The sequence below is a fragment of the Paenarthrobacter sp. 10N417 genome, assembly GCF_056394745.1.
In genome coordinates this window covers 19,806-36,902 of record NZ_JBFTIL010000015.1, presented here as the reverse complement: position 1 = coordinate 36,902, position 17,097 = coordinate 19,806, and the positions used below count along the sequence as shown (strand labels likewise).

Annotated in this window: 18 protein-coding genes and 1 tRNA gene; 12 read left to right on the top strand and 7 right to left on the bottom strand. The window is 62.0% G+C overall.

All coding sequences use genetic code 11. The annotated features are described in order from the left end of the window. The first annotated feature begins 7 nt into the window (after nucleotides 1-7). The 5 genes from AC1DCM_RS17720 to AC1DCM_RS17700 all read left to right on the top strand — a co-directional run bounded on the left by AC1DCM_RS17720 (nucleotide 8) and on the right by AC1DCM_RS17700 (nucleotide 4,660). On the top strand, nucleotides 8-2,335 hold the full coding sequence (locus tag AC1DCM_RS17720; protein WP_442017338.1) for a carbon starvation CstA family protein: 2,328 nt from the start codon (nucleotides 8-10) through the stop codon (nucleotides 2,333-2,335). Further along, on the top strand, nucleotides 2,281-2,523 hold the full coding sequence (locus tag AC1DCM_RS17715) for a YbdD/YjiX family protein (RefSeq protein ID WP_442017337.1): 243 nt from the start codon (nucleotides 2,281-2,283) through the stop codon (nucleotides 2,521-2,523). Before AC1DCM_RS17720 ends, AC1DCM_RS17715 begins: the two co-directional genes overlap by 55 nt. Before the next feature lie 74 nt (nucleotides 2,524-2,597). Further along, the gene (locus AC1DCM_RS17710) at nucleotides 2,598-3,239 is read left to right on the top strand and encodes a bacterial proteasome activator family protein (RefSeq protein ID WP_477519191.1); all 642 of its coding nucleotides are present in this window, start codon (nucleotides 2,598-2,600) and stop codon (nucleotides 3,237-3,239) included. A gap of 8 nt (nucleotides 3,240-3,247) precedes the next feature. Then, nucleotides 3,248-3,700, top strand: coding sequence for a hypothetical protein (locus AC1DCM_RS17705; RefSeq protein WP_442017443.1), 453 nt, complete (start codon nucleotides 3,248-3,250; stop codon nucleotides 3,698-3,700). A gap of 120 nt (nucleotides 3,701-3,820) precedes the next feature. Next, nucleotides 3,821-4,660 carry an aldo/keto reductase gene (locus AC1DCM_RS17700; protein WP_442017335.1) on the top strand — a complete coding sequence of 280 codons (840 nt, stop codon included), beginning with the start codon at nucleotides 3,821-3,823 and terminating at the stop codon, nucleotides 4,658-4,660. 315 nt (nucleotides 4,661-4,975) lie between these two features. Here the strand turns inward: AC1DCM_RS17700 and AC1DCM_RS17695 are convergent. Next, nucleotides 4,976-5,048: transfer RNA gene (locus AC1DCM_RS17695), tRNA-Thr, on the bottom strand. A 217-nt stretch (nucleotides 5,049-5,265) separates the two neighbouring features. Between AC1DCM_RS17695 and AC1DCM_RS17690 the strand changes: the two genes are divergently transcribed. After that, nucleotides 5,266-5,997: an HAD family hydrolase gene (locus AC1DCM_RS17690; RefSeq protein ID WP_442004774.1), complete on the top strand. Its 732-nt coding sequence runs from the start codon at nucleotides 5,266-5,268 to the stop codon at nucleotides 5,995-5,997. A 25-nt stretch (nucleotides 5,998-6,022) separates the two neighbouring features. Here AC1DCM_RS17690 and AC1DCM_RS17685 read toward each other — a convergent pair whose 3' ends face one another. From AC1DCM_RS17685 to tmk, 3 genes are read right to left on the bottom strand one after another with little or no spacing between them, the layout of a single operon-like run. Continuing rightward, complete coding sequence (locus AC1DCM_RS17685; protein WP_477519190.1) at nucleotides 6,023-7,630, bottom strand: alpha/beta hydrolase; 1,608 nt, start codon at nucleotides 7,628-7,630, stop codon at nucleotides 6,023-6,025. 8 nt (nucleotides 7,631-7,638) lie between these two features. Next, nucleotides 7,639-8,790 carry a DNA polymerase III subunit delta' gene (locus tag AC1DCM_RS17680; protein WP_442017333.1) on the bottom strand — a complete coding sequence of 384 codons (1,152 nt, stop codon included), beginning with the start codon at nucleotides 8,788-8,790 and terminating at the stop codon, nucleotides 7,639-7,641. After that, nucleotides 8,787-9,461: a dTMP kinase gene (tmk, locus tag AC1DCM_RS17675; protein WP_442017332.1), complete on the bottom strand. Its 675-nt coding sequence runs from the start codon at nucleotides 9,459-9,461 to the stop codon at nucleotides 8,787-8,789. Before tmk ends, AC1DCM_RS17680 begins: the two co-directional genes overlap by 4 nt. Nucleotides 9,462-9,535: 74 nt before the next feature. On the opposite strand from tmk, the gene AC1DCM_RS17670 reads away from it, so the two are divergent. Both AC1DCM_RS17670 and AC1DCM_RS17665 read left to right on the top strand, forming a co-directional pair. Beyond that, nucleotides 9,536-10,720, top strand: coding sequence for a trans-sulfuration enzyme family protein (locus AC1DCM_RS17670; RefSeq protein WP_442017331.1), 1,185 nt, complete (start codon nucleotides 9,536-9,538; stop codon nucleotides 10,718-10,720). Between the two features lie 10 nt (nucleotides 10,721-10,730). After that, the gene (locus AC1DCM_RS17665; RefSeq protein ID WP_216921243.1) at nucleotides 10,731-11,072 is read left to right on the top strand and encodes a DUF2516 family protein; all 342 of its coding nucleotides are present in this window, start codon (nucleotides 10,731-10,733) and stop codon (nucleotides 11,070-11,072) included. On the opposite strand, the gene AC1DCM_RS17660 is transcribed toward AC1DCM_RS17665, so the two are convergent. Next, the gene (locus AC1DCM_RS17660; RefSeq protein ID WP_442017330.1) at nucleotides 11,057-11,896 is read right to left on the bottom strand and encodes a class I SAM-dependent methyltransferase; all 840 of its coding nucleotides are present in this window, start codon (nucleotides 11,894-11,896) and stop codon (nucleotides 11,057-11,059) included. The genes AC1DCM_RS17665 and AC1DCM_RS17660 overlap by 16 nt on opposite strands. Before the next feature lie 132 nt (nucleotides 11,897-12,028). Here AC1DCM_RS17660 and AC1DCM_RS17655 point away from each other — a divergent pair, with 132 nt between their 5' ends. Next, nucleotides 12,029-12,796: a phosphoglyceromutase gene (locus AC1DCM_RS17655; RefSeq protein ID WP_477519189.1), complete on the top strand. Its 768-nt coding sequence runs from the start codon at nucleotides 12,029-12,031 to the stop codon at nucleotides 12,794-12,796. Here AC1DCM_RS17655 and phoU read toward each other — a convergent pair. After that, the gene (gene phoU, locus AC1DCM_RS17650) at nucleotides 12,793-13,446 is read right to left on the bottom strand and encodes a phosphate signaling complex protein PhoU (RefSeq protein ID WP_442019334.1); all 654 of its coding nucleotides are present in this window, start codon (nucleotides 13,444-13,446) and stop codon (nucleotides 12,793-12,795) included. The genes AC1DCM_RS17655 and phoU overlap by 4 nt on opposite strands. Nucleotides 13,447-13,645: 199 nt before the next feature. On the opposite strand from phoU, the gene AC1DCM_RS17645 reads away from it, so the two are divergent. Both AC1DCM_RS17645 and AC1DCM_RS17640 read left to right on the top strand, forming a co-directional pair. Beyond that, nucleotides 13,646-14,884 (top strand): sensor histidine kinase, encoded by a 1,239-nt coding sequence (locus AC1DCM_RS17645; RefSeq protein ID WP_442019346.1) that lies wholly within the window; start codon nucleotides 13,646-13,648, stop codon nucleotides 14,882-14,884. 76 nt (nucleotides 14,885-14,960) lie between these two features. Further along, nucleotides 14,961-15,641 (top strand): response regulator transcription factor, encoded by a 681-nt coding sequence (locus AC1DCM_RS17640; protein WP_216921232.1) that lies wholly within the window; start codon nucleotides 14,961-14,963, stop codon nucleotides 15,639-15,641. Nucleotides 15,642-15,754: 113 nt separating this feature from the next. Here AC1DCM_RS17640 and AC1DCM_RS17635 read toward each other — a convergent pair whose 3' ends face one another. Further along, nucleotides 15,755-16,312 (bottom strand): hypothetical protein, encoded by a 558-nt coding sequence (locus AC1DCM_RS17635; protein ID WP_442004801.1) that lies wholly within the window; start codon nucleotides 16,310-16,312, stop codon nucleotides 15,755-15,757. A 293-nt stretch (nucleotides 16,313-16,605) separates the two neighbouring features. On the opposite strand from AC1DCM_RS17635, the gene AC1DCM_RS17630 reads away from it, so the two are divergent. Further along, nucleotides 16,606-17,088: a CarD family transcriptional regulator gene (locus tag AC1DCM_RS17630; RefSeq protein ID WP_011690592.1), complete on the top strand. Its 483-nt coding sequence runs from the start codon at nucleotides 16,606-16,608 to the stop codon at nucleotides 17,086-17,088. Nucleotides 17,089-17,097: the final 9 nt, after the last annotated feature.

Genomic DNA, 17,097 nt, shown 5'->3' with positions numbered 1-17,097 from the left:
CACGGGCATGACCCCTGACCATACAGAACCTGACCAAACGGAACTTGACCGAGCAGAACTTGATCGAACAGAACTTGATCGAACAGAAGAAGTGAAGGGCGCCGATCATACGCTGCCCCCAACCGCCGTGGACGAGTCTGTTCTGGAAGCCGATGACCGGAGGTGGACTCCGGCGAGGATCGCAATCTGGGTAGCGATTTCCCTGCTGGGGGCCGTTGCCTGGTTCATGCTGGCATTGGTCCGCGGCGAGACCGTCAACGCCATTTGGTTTGTTTTCGCAGCCGTGTGCACCTACCTGATCGGCTACCGCTTCTACTCGAAGGTCATTGAGCGGTACCTCCTTAGGCCCAACGACCGGCGCGCCACTCCGGCCGAATACAAGGCCGACGGCAAGGACTACGTCCGCACTGACCGCAACGTCTTGTTTGGTCACCACTTCGCGGCCATCGCGGGGGCCGGACCCTTGGTGGGTCCGATCATTGCAGCACAGATGGGCTATCTCCCCGGCACTATCTGGATCATCATCGGCGTCGTTCTTGCCGGCGCGGTGCAGGACTATCTGGTCATGTTCTTCTCCATGCGGCGCGGTGGCCGCTCACTGGGCCAGATGGCCCGTGAGGAACTCGGTGTCATTGGTGGCACTGCGGCGCTCGTGGCAACGCTGCTCATCATGATCATCATCGTGGCCATTCTTGCCTTGGTGGTGGTTAACGCCCTGGGCGAAAGCCCGTGGGGCGTGTTCTCGGTGGGCATGACAATTCCCATTGCACTCTTCATGGGTGTCTACCTGCGTTATCTTCGTCCGGGCAAGGTCATGGAAGTCTCCATCATTGGCTTCGTTCTGTTGATGGCAGCCATTATTGGTGGGGGTGCCGTGGCCGGCACCGATTGGGGCGCGGCCTTGTTCCACCTGGACAAGCTCACCATCGCCTGGGGCCTCATCGTCTACGGTTTCATCGCGGCCATCCTGCCTGTGTGGTTGCTCCTTGCGCCGCGTGACTATTTGTCTACGTTCATGAAAATCGGCGTGATCGTGATGCTCGCTGTCGCCATCATCGTGGTCCGCCCGGAAATCAGCGTCCCGGCGTTCAGCGAGTTCGCGGGCCGTGAGAACGGCCCGGTCTTCTCGGGGGCGCTCTTCCCGTTCCTCTTCGTCACCATCGCGTGTGGTGCCTTGTCCGGTTTCCATGCACTGATCTCGTCGGGGACCACTCCCAAACTGATCGAGAAGGAACGTCAGACCCGCTTCATCGGCTACGGCGGAATGTTGATGGAGTCTTTCGTGGCCATCATGGCGCTGGTAGCTGCCATTTCGATCGATCGCGGCATCTACTTCGCCATGAACGCGCCACTGGCACTTACCGGTGGCACCGTTGAATCCGCTGCCCAGTGGGTGAACAGCCTTGGCCTGGCCAACGTCAACATCACTCCTGATCTTTTGGCGCAGACTGCCAAGGACGTGGGAGAGGAGAGCATCATTTCGCGCTCGGGTGGAGCCCCTACCTTGGCGGTTGGCCTGGCCCACATCATGCAGCAGTTCATCGGCGGCCCAGCAATGATGGCTTTCTGGTACCACTTCGCCATCATGTTCGAGGCACTCTTCATTCTGACGGCCGTTGACGCCGGAACCCGCGTGGCACGCTTCATGCTGCAGGACTCCATCGGCAACTTCGTGCCAAAGTTCAAGGAGCCCGCCTGGCGCCCGGGCGCTTGGCTGTGCACGGCCATCATGGTGGGAGCCTGGGGCGCCGTACTGTTGCTGGGCGTGACGGATCCACTGGGCGGCATCAATACGTTCTTCCCCTTGTTCGGCATCGCAAATCAGCTGCTGGCCGCAATTGCCCTGGCGGTGTGCATGGCCATCGCGGCCAAGCGCGGGGCCTTCCGTTACCTCTGGATAGTGGCAGTGCCCTTGGCCTTCGCAGCCGTTGTCACCGTCACAGCCAGCTTCCACAAGATCTTCTCGCCGGTTCCGGCAGTGGGCTACTTCGCCAACAACCAGGCATTTGCGAAAGCCCTGGCAGATGGCAAAACGCAGTTCGGGACGGCAAAGACAGTCGCAGCCATGGAAGCGGTGGTCCGCAATACTGCGATTCAAGGCGTGCTTTCGGTCATCTTTGTCGCTTTGAGCATCGTTGTGATCATCACTGCAGTGGTGGCGACAGTCAGGGCTTTCCGTGCCGGTGGCGGGAAGGACCACGAGGATCCGGCTTTGCCTTCCAAGGTCTTTGCCCCTGCCGGGCTGTTCCCGACCTCCGCAGAGAAGGATTTGCTGGCCGAATGGAATGCCTTGCCGGCCGCTCAGCGGACACAAAAGGCCGGGCATCACCAGTGATTTCCATAGCAAAGGGGTTACGGGGCTTAGCAGCGTACATGAGCTCACTCATGGGCGCTGACGCTTACCGGAAGTACCTTGAGCACTTCACGTCCACGGGCCACTCCGGTCCTGCCATGACCGAACGCGAGTTCTGGCGGGACCGGATGGACCGGCAGGACAGCAATCCCCAGGGCCGCTGCTGCTGAAGTTTCGCTACGAACGAAGTCCAAAATCCGGTCCTGGACCCTGGTTCCCGTAAACCGCATGAGAGTATGAACGGATGAGCGATCTGAACGACATTCAGCCCACGGATGAGGCTTCGGACGACACCCCCGTGGAGGGAACCACCTTGGAGGAGGGCACAGTCGCGCCCGGCGAACAGCAGCCTGGCAAGGGAGTCCCTGTCAAGGATGGCAAGCCCAAGGGCACGAACCTCCAGGAACTTGTTGACGAGCCGGCCAAGGTAATGAGGATCGGGACCATGATCCGCCAGCTCCTTGAAGAGGTGAAGAGTGCGCCGCTGGACGATGCAGCCCGGGGCAGGCTGGCAGAGATTCACGAGCGCTCCATCAAGGAACTCGAGGATGGATTGGCTCCAGAGCTCATCGAAGAGCTGGAACGCATCAGTCTTCCTTTCCCCGATGAGAAGGCACCATCGGATGCAGAGCTTCGTATCGCCCAGGCCCAGCTTGTCGGCTGGTTGGAGGGCCTGTTCCATGGCATCCAGGCTGCTGTAGCGGCACAGCAGGCCGCCAAGGCACAGATGCAACTGCGTCAGCTTCCCCCGGGAACTGTCATTGCGCCCGGTATTGTCATCGGCGAAAATGGTCAACCCCAGCGGGCCGCTGCACCGGGTGTTCCCGGTGCGGCCGCCCAGGGCCGGCCAGAAGATCCGGACCATGGCCCGKGCCAGTACCTCTGAGCTTGACTGTGGGTTTCTTTGGGGCCGTCCGGCAAGGGCGGAAGGACGATCTTGAGCTGGGGAAGGGGCTCTGGCGCCGCGCCCACGATCGCTTTCACCGCGGATTGGACCGGTACCACCAGGTCCTTGAGGGTGTCGACGACGACCAGCTCTACAACGAGCTCGTGGAGATCGCGAATGAGCTGGCTGAGTTGTCTCCTCGTGTGAGGATCATCTGTGTCGAAGCCCAAAAGAGGGCGCCGAGCGATGGCTTGGACGTTCCTGGTTCACTCGCCGGTGTTCACCGCGCTCTGTCCAAGGCTGGAAATTCCTTGGCCACTACGGCAGAAGCGGCGGCCATGCTTCGGCTCGCCGTTGGACCCGTACCGGTGGGCGCGTTGTCCGTTAGGCGCCGGGCGGAGTCGGTCTTCGAGCAGGTGGCCGACGCCGAACGCCAACTGCAGGCGCAAGGGATCCAATAAAGGAAGCGTTTGCAAATACTGGCGCTCGCCTGTATTTCTAGATTGCAAGCAGTTAAGCGGATAGCTGATCTCTGTAATATTTGGTGCCTCAGGCAACTCGTTGCTGGCAGGATGGCACACATGACTTCGTCACCAACACTTACTTTCAACGACGGCAACACCATCCCCCAGCTCGGCTACGGGGTGTGGCAAGTTGAAGACGATGTAGCCGAAAAAGTTGTSCGCCAGGCATTCGAAGCSGGMTTCCGCCACATCGACACCGCAAARATTTACGGGAACGAGTCTGGCGTAGGCCGCGCTATCGCTTCCTCTGGCCTTTCCGCCGAAGAAATCTTCATCACCACCAAGCTCTGGAACGCCGACCAAGGCTATGAGCCCACGCTTGCCGCGTTCGAGGAATCCATGGACCGCCTGGGCCTTGAGACCCTGGATCTCTACCTCATCCACTGGCAGCAGCCCAAGCAGGACAAGTTCGTGGACACCTGGAAGGCCCTGATCGAGCTGAAGAAGCGCGGCCGGGTCAGGTCCATCGGTGTTTCCAACTTCACGGTTGAGGGTCTGCAGCGCATCATCGATGAAACCGGGGTTGTTCCGGCCATCAACCAGGTGGAACTTCACCCGTTCTTTAACCAGGCCGAACTGCGCGCGTTCAACGCCTCCCAGGGCATCCTGACGCAGGCTTGGTCGCCGCTTGGCCAAGGTGGGGAATTGTTGGAGAACGCCACAGTGGCCGAAATCGCAGCCAAGCATGACGCCACCCCGGCCCAGGTAGTCATAGCTTGGCACCTGGCCATCGGCAACGTCGTGATCCCCAAGTCCGTTACGGAGTCCCGTATCCAGGAGAACTTCGCCGCCTTGGACGTCAAACTGGACGAGGCCGACGTCGAGGCAATCAATGGTTTGGACCGCGGCGCCGAAGGCCGCATCGGCCCCGACCCCGCAGTCTCCGACTTCGCCTAAGCCCGAAGCCTGAACCAGGTGCCCCGCTCCCTTACCTGGGGCGGGGCACCTGCCGTTAACGCGCGACGGCGGTACTGGCCTGGCCGCGCGCGCCACCTCAGATTTCGGCTGATGACGCGCAAATTCCCTGAGGACGCGGAAACGGACTGAGGACGCTTGGATTTCGGGGGCGTCACCCAATTGGTATGGCGTGGATGAATATGGGTGTCGCCGGCTACACCATTGGCTACCCTTAGGCAGCTTCCGAGTGATTGGCGAGGGAATGCAAGAGGCCCCGATCCCTTGTGGTTAGTGGGATCGGGGCCTCTTCTACCGAGCTTCCTATCAGAATCGAACTGATGACCTTTTCATTACGAGTGAAACGCTCTACCGACTGAGCTAAGGAAGCACCGCGTTCATCACCGGTTTCCCGGGCGATCACGCAAGACATAACTGTAATAGAGGCACCGCGCCCGGGTCAAAACGAGGGCGGTGGCGGCCGTTGCGGGGATGTTCACCTGCATGTCGGGCCGGGTTCAGGCGGCCTTCTCTCCGCCGCCGGAGGCTGGGAAATCAACGATGGTCGGTTACATCCAGCCACGCAAACCAGCCGAAGGAGCCGCTCTATGACCGGGGATGCAATGACCAGGGACACCAACAACACTCCCACCCGGCTGCGGCTGGCTGTGGTGGACATGGTGGGGACAACCATTACTGACGAGGGGCGGACGGAACGGGCCCTGTCCCGTGCCTTGGCCGAGCACGGCGTAGAACCCGGCAGCAGCCGCTTCGAGAGCATGCTCGGTTACGCACGCGACACCATGGGCTTTTCGAAAATGGCCGTCTTCGGGGACCTTTTTGGCGACCCCACAGTGGCCGAGAGCGCAAACAAGGTCTTCGAGAAGGCTTACGACGAGTTGATTGAAGATGGTGGTATCCGCGCGATTCCAGGCGCGGAGGACGCCATTATCTGGATGCGGGAGTCCGGCATGCAGGTTTGCCTCGCCACGGGCTTTGGCCGCCACACGCAGAACATGGTCCTCGAATCCCTGGGTTGGATGGGCTTGGCTGATCTCAGCTTGTGCCCGGCAGATGCCGGACGTGGCCGGCCCTACCCGGACATGATCCTGACGGCGTTGCTGGCCTTGGACCTGGACGATGTTCGTGAGGTGGCCGTGATCGGAGACACCAGCTCGGACATGCTCTCTGGGGTTCGCTCAGGCGCGTCGCTGATTGCCGGCGTCCTCACAGGCTCCCACTCGGAGGCGACGCTCCGCGCAGCGGGGGCCACCGTCGTCGTGGATTCCATCAAGCAGCTCCCGCTCCTGCTGGAGAAACGCGAAGCCAGGCACCTCTAACGGCACGGCTTAGGTCAACGCGGACCTAGCACTGGAGCCCGTCCTGCGGCAGCTTGCCGTCAACAAAGTAATCGTCGACGGCGGTGCTGACGCAGGAGTTCGAGCGACCGTAGGCTGTGTGGCCCTCGCCTTCCCACGTGACCAGCGCGGCGTTTTCAAGCTGTTTGCGCAGGGACTGTGCCCACTCGAGGGGAGTGGCCGGGTCTCCAGTGGTGCCGATAACGACGATAGGGGCGGAGCCCTTGTAGTCCACCGGGGCAGGTGTGCGGGTGTTCTTGTACGGCCAGTCCTTGCAGGTGACCCCTCCGTAGGCGAAGAATGCGCCGAAAGTTGGAGATTCCTGCTTGAGCCGGGCTTCCTCGGCCCTCATCCCCGCGGTGTCAGTGACCATCGGGTAGTCGAGGCAGTTGATGGCCTGGAACGCGAATGCGGAGTTTGAACTGTACGTACCGTTGGCCTCGCGGTCCGCGCCGAGATCGGCGATGCGCATCATCTGGGAGACGTCACCGGAGAAGGCACTGTCCAGGGCCTGGGTTAATGCTGGCCAGCTTTGGTTGTCGTAGAGCGGGAGGAAGAGCCCGTTGACAAACTCCGTCCCGGTCACCAGCCTCCCGTCCTTGGCTGTTTGGGGGTTCTGGTCCACTGCGTTGATGAGATCCCTGATTTCCCGGACCCCGTTGTCAACGGACCCACTGAGGGGGCAGTCCTTTTGACCAAGGCAGTCGTCAACGTACGTGCGGAGGGCCTTTTCAAACGCTTTTGCCTGCCCCGCAGTCAGTTCCTCATTGCTGATGGACGGATCAACGGCGCCGTCCAATACCAGGTGCCCGACGTTCTCTGGGAACAGCGACGCGTACGTGGAGCCGAGGAAAGTGCCGTAGGAATAGCCAAGGTAATTGAGCTTGGCATCGTTGACAACGGCACGCAGGACGTCCAGGTCCTTGGCAGCACTGACGGTATCAATGTGCTCCAGCACGGGTCCGGTCTTCTCTACGCACTTCTCAGCCAGGGACTTGTTGAAGGCCAAAGCGGCGGCCAGGCCCTCGTCAGTGTCCTCCCGGAATACTTTCGCACGGGCGGCATCGCGTTCTGCATCTGACAGGCACGTGACCGGAGCAGACCGCTTGACGCCGCGGGGGTCGAAGCCCACCATGTCGAAGTTGCCGCGGAGCTTTTCAGTGAAGTGGGTGTTTCCCGCGTCCTTGAGGAAATCGACACCCGAGCCGCCCGGGCCTCCGGGATTGACCAGGATGGAGCCCTTCTTGGTGCCAGTGCTGGGCAATTTAATGGCGGACAGCGTGATCTCGGCGGAGTCCGGATTGCCGTAATCCAAGGGAACCTTGACCTCAGCACACTGGAAGCCGTCCTCACACGAGCTCCATTTCACGGACTGTGAGTAGTACTTTTCGAGGCCTTTAGGCGCGGACGCTGCAATGGACGGGTCGACAGTGCTGGTGCTCGGCTTCGCTGTTGGTGTTGGAAGGAACGGCAAGGAGCAGGCACTGAGCACCAGCACGGAAGCAAGGGCCAAACAGAGGGCCGCGAAACCCCGCCGGCCACCCCCGGCCGCAGCAGGCTGGACAGACCGGTCCCTTGAGGGGGTACCGGCGGGCCGGCGAGGTGCGGACTTCATGGATTCTCCTATTGCTGGATGAGGCTCGTCGCCATGGACTCGACCGCCAACAGCGGCGCAACGTTGGTGGTGGTAATGCGGACACGGGCCTTGTTGATCGCGTCCATCCGGGCGAGGGTCGCTTCCGGGGTTGAGCGGGCGGCGTATTCTTCAAGATCGCTCTTGAGCTCAACGTTGACCAGCTCTACCGCGTTCCCCAATTGGATGATCAGGACGTCCCGGTAGAAGGACAACAGATCTGTCAGCGTGCGGTCCAGCGAGTCCGTGATGGAGCGCTTGGCACGGCGCTTTTGGTCGTCCTCAAGCTGCCTCACCTGGCTCCGCATGGACGGTGGCAGTGTGCCCGACTCCGGGGCACCAAGGCTTGCCAGGAGCGCGATTTTTTCGGCGGCGTCGCGCTCATCATTGGAGCTGTTGGCTTCATCGGTGGCGATTTTGACGAGCTTCTCCGCCATCATCACCGCTGCCGTAACCCCACGGAGCCCAAGCGGGATGCGAACCGTTTCGAGGCGGCGTTCGCGGGCGTCCGCATCCCGGGCCAGGCGGCGAGCGATCCCGATGTGGCTTTGCGCGGCGCGTGCTGCCCGGTCCGCGAGTTCGGGATCAATGCCGTCGCGCCTCACCAGCAGTGCGGCGACGTCGGAGGCTGGCGGAAGTCGCAGACTGACGGGACGGCAGCGCGAACGGATGGTGACCAATACGTCTGCTGGCGATGGCGCGCACAGCATCCAGATGGTACGCGGAGTTGGTTCTTCGATGGCCTTCAACAGGACGTTGGTGGTTCGTTCCGCCATGCGGTCCGCGTCCTCAACGATGATGATCCGCCAACGGCCAGTGGCGGGGCGGTCACCAGCCTTTGAAACAAGTTCGCGGGCCTCGTCAATGGTGATGGTGACCTTTTCGGTCCGCACGAACGTGACATCAGAATGGGTCTCGCCGAGGATCGTGTGGCATGCGGCGCACTCGCCGCAGCCCCGCAAAGTGACGTCGTCCTGCTCGCAGTTCAGCGCGGCAGCGAAAGCCTTGGCAGCATTGGAACGGCCCGAGCCCGGAGGGCCGGTAAAGAGCCAGGCGTGAGTGAGGCCGGATTCGCCCTGGGCTGCCTGCTTCAGTTGGGCAACGACCGGTGCCTGGCCTTGGAGGTCGTCCCAGACGCTCACAGATGGTTCCCTGAAACCCGCTCGCCCAGCCCGCGCTCAGCCAGCAAGGCCTCCACCCGTTCAAGGATCTGCGCGGCCAGCGAGGCAATGTCGGACTTGGCCGGCAGCACCATGTAACCGGAGGGAGCAGCGGCTGCGAGGTCGAGGAAAGCATGGCGGATGGTGGAATGGAACGCGTCGGGTTCGGATTCCAAACGGTCCTCAGCAGCCGCCCCGGCGGTGCGGCGTTCGCGGCCGTCGGAAGGCTCGACGTCGAGCAGTACTGTCAGGTCCGGATGCAGGCCTTCCGTGGCCCATTCGTTGAGGGACAAAACGCCTTCTGCCCCAAGCCCGCGGCCAGCCCCCTGATAGGCAACAGACGAATCAATGTAGCGGTCCGTGATGACCACCCGCCCTGCTGCAAGCGCCGGGCGGATCACCTGGCTGGCGTGCGCTGCACGCGCCGCGGCGAACATCAGGGCCTCCGTGCGGGCATCGATGGTGCCGTGGCCATGGTCCAGGACAAGGGAGCGCAGCTTTTCTCCAATGGGAGTCCCGCCCGGTTCGCGGGTGCGCAGCACGGACAGGCCCCGCGCTTCAAGGGCGTCGCAGAGCCGGGCAGCCTGGGTGGACTTGCCCGCTCCGTCTCCGCCTTCGAACGCGATGAAAAGACCGGGGCTCTGAATACTCACCTGTCTAGCCTACCGATCAGGGGCAAACCGTAACGGCTTTCATCCACAGGCTCGCCCACGACTACCCTGAAACCATGAGCCTTTCCGATCAGCGCGCTGCCGATTTGTCCCCGGAAACCGTTGTGGTGGCCGCTGGCCGCCCCGAGCGTAAACACGATGAGCCAGTCAATCCGCCCATCGTCCTGTCCTCCACATACTTTGGAACTGGTTCTCTGGGTGACGGCGATCGCGGTTATGGTCGCTACGCCAACCCCACCTGGGACCCGTTCGAGGACGCCCTGGGCAAGCTGGAAGGCGCTGCCCTGCCCGGCTTGCTCTATGCATCCGGGCTTGCGGCCGTCAGCTCGGCCCTCTCCTTGGTACCTGCCGGTGGCGTTGTTGTCATGCCATCACACAGCTACTCGGGCTCGTTGGTCATGGCGACCGAACTCGCGGAGAAGGGCTTCCTGGACCTCCGGATTGTGGACATTACGGACACGGAAGCAGTGAAGGCCTTGATCAGCCCGGCAGATGGCAAAGCCGCGGACCTGCTCTGGCTGGAAAGTCCCACCAACCCCATGCTTGGCATTGCCGATGTCCGGGCACTCACCGACGCCGCCCACGCTGTAGGCGCGATCGTGGTCACGGACAACACTTTCTCCACGCCCTTGGTGCAGCAGCCGCTCAGCCTGGGTTCCGACGTCGTGCTTCACTCGGTGACCAAATACCTCGCCGGCCATTCCGACGTCGTCCTGGGCGCCTTGGTGACCTCCAATCCGGAACTCCGGGCCACGCTCCTTCACCACCGCATCATCCACGGCGGCATCGCCGGCCCGTTCGAAGCGTGGCTGGCGCTGCGGGGACTCCGCACGCTTGCGCTGCGGATCGAACGTTCGCAAGCATCCGCGGCAGTGCTGGCCGAGCGCCTCAGCACCCATCCGAGGGTCGAGTCCATCCGCTATCCGGGCCTACCCGCGGACCCGGGGCATGAGCGCGCCAAGGACCAGATGAAGGGCTTCGGTTCCATCCTCTGCATCCAGATCGCCGGAGACGATGCGCGCACTGGCGCCGAAGCTGCCGACGAATTGGTCCGTGCCCTTCAGCTCTGGCTCCCGGCGACATCCTTGGGCGGGGTTGAGTCGCTGATCGAACGTCGACGTCGGCACGCAGCTGAGCCGGTCAGTGTCCCGGAGAACCTGGTCCGTTTGAGCGTCGGGATCGAGAACGTGGAAGATCTCTGGTCCGACCTTGAGCAAGCACTGAAGTCGCTGGACAGTTAGGCTAAGGGGCGTGGACGGAAAATTCTTGATCGCGATTGTCACCAACGCGGTCTACTTCATCCTTGGCTTGGTGGCCGTTGTCCTTGAACTGTGGGCTTTTGTGGATTGCCTGCGCCACCGGCCCACGCTGTTCGTGGCCGCATCCAAGCGCACCAAGACGTTCTGGTTGGCCCTTACCGGCGTTGCCTTTGCCATCGGCGCGCTGACCCTGTTGAGCGGTGGAAGCGGCCTCGGCCTGTTCGGCATCGCCGCGGTGACGGCTTCCTGTGTGTACCTTGCGGACGTCCGTCCAGCAGTCCGGGAAGCAGGCAGCGGCGGCAACCGCAACGTCGGTCCTTACGGCCCCTGGTAAACAGCCCTCGGCGCAACCGCGTCCCAGTCCACCGTAACTTCACCCAGGCGCCACCGCGACGGACCATCCTGAAGCGGCCATCCGGCGTCGCGCAGTAAGCGGCACATTCCTGTCCAGCGCTGCCGGTTGCCGAACGATGCCAGCGGCGCCGCTTCCAGCCAGGCCTTGTCCATGGCCTGCAGGAATGTATGGATGGGTTCGCCAGGCACATTGCGGTGGATAAGGGCCTTAGGCAGCCTCTCGGCCACTTCCGACGGCAGCTCGAAATTGCCAAACCGCACTGAGAAACTGAGGCTCCGGGGCCCTTCCGGATCCAGTGCCACCCACGTGACGCACCGACCGATCTCATCGCAGGTGCCATCAATGAACAGGCCGCCCGGAGCCAAGCGGGACTGAACCAGCCGCCAGATCCCGGCCACATCGGCTTCCTCATACTGACGGAGCACGTTGAAGGCCCGCACAACTATGGGGTCACCGGGAACCGGCAGTTCGAAACCACCCACGTGGAAGCTGAGCCCGGGACGTTCCAGCGCCTTAGCGGTTCGCACCCTGTCAGGCTCGATCTCGATCCCGCAGACGCGCACATCCGCGCGGACGGCCTGAAGACGCTCAAAAAGTTCGACGGCGGTGGCCGGCGAGGCGCCATAGCCCAGGTCCACAACCAAGGGGTCGACGGCGGCGCGGAGCCGCCACGCCTGCGGACCGGCGAGCCACCGATCGAGGCGGCGCATACGGTTCGGATTGGTGGTGCCGCGGGTGACGTTGCCAACAGGCTTCCCACTTCGACTTCGGGACGTACTGACCCGTTCCGCTTTTTGCACCACGATCCCCACTTTATCCTGCAACGCGGGGTCACTTATGGCCCCTTCGGAGCCGTCTAATGGGCCATAAGTGACCTCGCGTTGAGAAACGTAACGCCCGGCAAGGCACAGGACCCCTCGGCTAGGATGAAAACCATGACTTACAAGCTGATTCTGCTGCGCCACGGCCACAGCGACTGGAACGCCAAGAACCTGTTCACCGGCTGGGTGGACGTAGACCTGAACGACCAAGGCCGCGAAGAAGCAGTGCGCGGTGGGGAACTCCTGGTTGAGAACAACATCCTCCCGGACATCCTGTACACCTCGCTCCTGAAGCGGGCCATCAACACTGCCAACATGGCACTGGACAAGGCCGACCGCGGCTGGATCCCCGTCAAGCGCGACTGGCGACTCAACGAGCGCCACTATGGTGCGCTGCAGGGCAAGGACAAGGCCCAGACGCTCGCCGAGTTCGGCGAAGAGCAGTTCATGGAATGGCGCCGCAGCTACGACACCCCGCCGCCGCCCCTGTCCGACGACAGCGAATTCTCGCAGGCACACGACGTCCGCTACAAGGACCTCGGCGACGCCCTTCCGCGCACCGAATGCCTCAAGGACGTCCTTGTCCGCCTCCTCCCGTACTGGGAATCGGACATCAAGGAAGACCTCAAGGCTGGCAAGACCGTCCTGGTCACCGCGCACGGCAACTCCCTGCGCGCCCTGGTCAAGCACCTTGATGGCATCAGCGATGACGCCATTGCAGGATTGAACATCCCCACGGGCATCCCGCTGGTCTACGAACTGGACGAGGACTTCCAGCCGATCAACCCGGGCGGCACGTACCTGGACCCCGAGGCTGCGGCAGATGCGATTCCCTTTGGTGACCGGCCGCCGTCGCTGTTTACGTTGCTGGGAAGCTGCTAGAAGCCCTCAGGCTGCCATTCGCCCGTGACGAGGTACGTGACCTTGCGGGCAACGGAGACGCCGTGGTCGGCGAAGCGCTCGAAGTAGCGGCTGGCCAAGGCCACGTCCACGGTGGTGGAGGCAGTTTCGTTCCAGTCCGGGGAAGCGATCGCCTTGAAGACGCTGAGGTGGAGGTCGTCCACGGCGATGTTGATCTTGAGGATGTCCCGGGCCACCTCAAGGTTGCGGGTCTCGAGGAGTTCGATGACCTTGGCCGTGATGTCGATGTCGTGCTGGGCCATCGCTTTGAAGGTCTGGGTCAGCGGCGCCGGAATGACGGTGGCGGGGTAGCGGAGGCGGGCCAGCTGCGCTACGTGGCGGGCGAGGTCACCCATCCGCTCCAGCGATGCGCTCATGCGGAGCGAACCAACAATCATGCGGAGGTCGCTGGCAACGGGGCCCTGCAATGCCAGGATGTCGATCGCACGTTCGTCGAGGCTGTTCTGCAGGAAGTCGATGCGTGCGTCTGCAGCGATGACGTCCTGGGCAAGATCGACGTCGGCGCCTTCGAAGGCCGTAGTGGCCTTCGTGATTGCTTCGTGAACCAGTTTGGAAATCTCGACGAGGTCGTCACCGACCTGGGTGAGCTCCTCCTGAAAAACCTTGCGCACTAAGGCGTCCTTTCCTTGGAAATCCTGTCCCATGGTGGGGCGCGGATTTCAAATACCATTGGCAGTCCAACCAGTAACTGTGTCAGCAGCCAGTGAACGGTTGCGCACCTTTAGATGAACGTTAGTTGAACCGCCCCCGTTTGGCATCGGATCAACACTTTGGCGAGATTCAAGAGCATAAGCTGGACACGTGGATCCGTTGCTTATAGGTGTCGTTGCAGGCTTGGTTGGCCTGTCACTGGGCGTCTTTGGCATGCTCGCTTTCAGGATCAGCGAGCGGCAGCGCAGGATCGTCGACCTGGATGTTACCGAGCCCCTGCTTCCGGAAGGTGCAGCGGAGGTGCTTGCCGTCGTCGGCCGCGCGTTTGTGGTGGTCGATGCGATCGATGGCGTGGTCCGCGCGAGTCCGGCAGCGTATGCCTACGGCCTGGTCCGCGGCCACACGGTGGTTCACAAGCAGCTCCTGGACATGACCGCAAAGGTACGCCGCGATGGCGTGATCCTGGAGCAACAATACGAACTTCCCCGCGGCCCGCTCGGCAAGGGCACCATCGTGGTCCAAGTGCGGGCAGCCATGTTGGGTTGGGAGTACATCGTGCTCCTGGCCGACGACCGTACCGAGATCACCCGGACGGAGGAGATCCGCAACGACTTCGTGGCCAACGTTTCCCATGAACTCAAGACACCGGTGGGCGCTATTTCGCTGTTGGCCGAGGCACTGGAAGCCTCGCCTGACGATGAGGAAGCGGTTCGCCGCTTCGCCAAGCGCATGCATAAAGAATCCGGACGCCTCGCAGCACTGGTCCAGGACATCATTGAGCTTTCCCGGCTTCAGGGCGCAAATGTTGCCCAGCAGGGCCACACGGTGGACATCAACACTGTGATTACCGAGGCAGTGGACCGCTCGCAGCTCCCGGCCGAGAGCAAGAATATCCAGATCCTGGTGGGTGGCCATTCAGATTCCCTGGTGTTCGGTGACAGGGACCTGCTGGTTACCGCCCTGCGCAACCTGATCGACAACGCCATCCGCTACTCGCCGGAGAACACCCGCGTGGGCGTTGGAGTCCGGACGCGGGAGGGGGTCGTGGCTATTTCAGTCACGGACCAGGGCGAGGGCCTCACACCGGAGGACCAGGAACGCGTCTTCGAACGCTTCTACCGGGTGGATGCTGCACGCTCCAGGCATACCGGTGGCACCGGCCTGGGCCTCAGCATCGTTAAGCATGTTGTGTCCAACCATGGTGGCGAGGTCACCGTGTGGTCCCAGCCTGGTCAAGGCTCAACGTTCACCATCCGGTTGCCCGAGATGGAAGGCCAGGACGACGACGCCGGCCTCCCGGCTCATGCTGCGTCCACTGCTGAGTCCCCGGAGCTACCAGCGGGGGGTGCCGCCGTCGAAACCCACCACGCGACTCAGCAACCGCATCACGCGAATTAACCGCATCACGCGAAACAACCGCATCACGGGAATCAACAAGGGGCGCCGGCGGCGCCCAAGAGCAAGGAGCCAGCGCTTGAGCAGGATTTTGATAGTGGAGGACGAAGAGTCCTTCAGCGACCCCCTGTCCTACCTTTTGGGCAAAGAGGGTTTCGACGTCGAGGTAGTGGATAACGGCACCGACGCCTTGGTGGAATTCGACCGGAATGGGGCCGACCTCGTCCTGCTGGATCTCCAGCTGCCTGGAACGCCGGGCACGGAGGTGTGCCGTCAACTGCGCCAGCGTTCCAGCGTGCCGGTGATCATGCTGACCGCCAAGGACTCGGAGATCGACAAAGTGGTTGGCCTGGAGCTGGGTGCAGACGATTACGTCACCAAGCCGTACTCCTCACGCGAACTCGTAGCGCGGGTGCGTGCAGTGCTCCGCCGGCAGGGTGAACCCGAAGAGCTGATCACCTCCACCGTGCAGGCCGGACCCGTCCGCATGGATATTGAGCGCCACGTGGTGAGCGTAAACGGCGAACAGGTATCACTGCCGTTGAAGGAATTTGAACTCCTTGAAATGCTGCTCCGCAATTCCGGGCGTGTGCTGACCCGGGGCCAGCTGATCGACCGCGTGTGGGGTTCAGACTACGTAGGCGATACCAAGACCCTTGATGTCCACGTAAAGCGCCTGCGCAGCAAGATTGAGCCGGATCCGTCCGTTCCGAGGTACCTGGTGACGGTGCGTGGACTGGGCTACAAGTTCGAGCCGTAAAGCTTCAGTCGGCCGGCCTTTAGTCAGCAGACTGACGGCAGACAACGACGAAGGAAGGGTTCCGCCGCAGCGGAACCCTTCCTTTTGTTGTCTTGCTTGTAGCTCGCCGCCTGCTAGTGGCCGGCAGCTGCAGATTCGGTGGCCGTCGGCGTCGCAGTCGACGTTGCCGTGGAAGTCGAAGACGGGGTTGCCGAGGCGCTTGAGGAGGGCAGGTATTCCTTGTACTCCGGGAGCGTGCCATCAACTACGGGAACGTTGATTTTTGCGGTGTCCGAACCGCTGCGAATGGTTACCGGGCTCAGTCCACCGGGCTTGGTGCCGGCGGAGCTAAGGACCGCGGCGTCGGATTCGCTATTCAGGTACGTCTCCGAGTTCGCCTTGACGGGAATTTCCGTCTGGGCCCCATTTGCACCACTGATGGTCAGGGTTGCATCCGAGTTGGACTTGTTAAACACTGCGCCGATCACGCGGCCGGGCTGGTTCTCGCCGGAAGCGACGATCAGCATGTTGCGCAACTGCAGCTGGCCGAGATCTGCTCTGATCCCGTCCGATGCTGAGTACTGGTGGGAAGTCTGCTGGGCGTTGACGAAGCCACAGCCGGTAACGGACAGAAGACCGACGCCGATTGCAGCCGCCGCAATTGCCAGCTTGCCGCGCTGGACAGGGTTCATCGCAGTAATGCGCACGACACCTACTCCTCAAGAGTCATTGGAACACTTTTCAGCCATAGCCTATCGGCAAAGCGGCCGAAATAAGGATTCGAGAAGGCATTGTGGCGAACGCGACCGGGAAGATCCGGCGCGCAGCTTGCTTCCGTGAAGCATCTTTCCTGGCTCACGTCAAGGGGTATCGCGAGCTCGTTTGGGGCCTATTTCCCTTTATTGGCGCGGCTGGAGGCCCCGTCGGGTGCCAGTCGTATGCCTTAATCGTGATAGACTAGTCTGCGGGAAAGGGGAAAGTCCACATGGTTTTTGAGGTCGGCGAGACAGTAGTTTACCCTCACCACGGTGCAGCAAAAATTGAGGAAATCAAGATGCGCACCATCAAGGGCGAAGAGAAGATGTATCTCAAGCTAAAGGTGGCTCAGGGTGATCTGACCATTGAAGTTCCAGCAGAGAACGTTGACCTTGTTGGGGTCAGGGACGTAGTGGGCAAAGAAGGCTTGGAGCACGTATTTGACGTTCTCCGCGCCGAGTTCACTGAGGAGCCTACCAACTGGTCACGTCGTTACAAGGCAAACCTGGAGAAGCTTGCTTCGGGCGATGTCATCAAGGTGGCGGAGGTCGTTCGCGATCTTTGGCGTCGTGATCACGATCGCGGCCTTTCCGCAGGTGAGAAGCGCATGCTGGCCAAGGCGCGGCAGATTCTGATTTCAGAACTGGCCCTGGCTGAGAAGACAGACGAAGAGAAGGCAGCAAGCGTTCTCGACGAAGTCTTGGCTTCCTAAGAATTGATA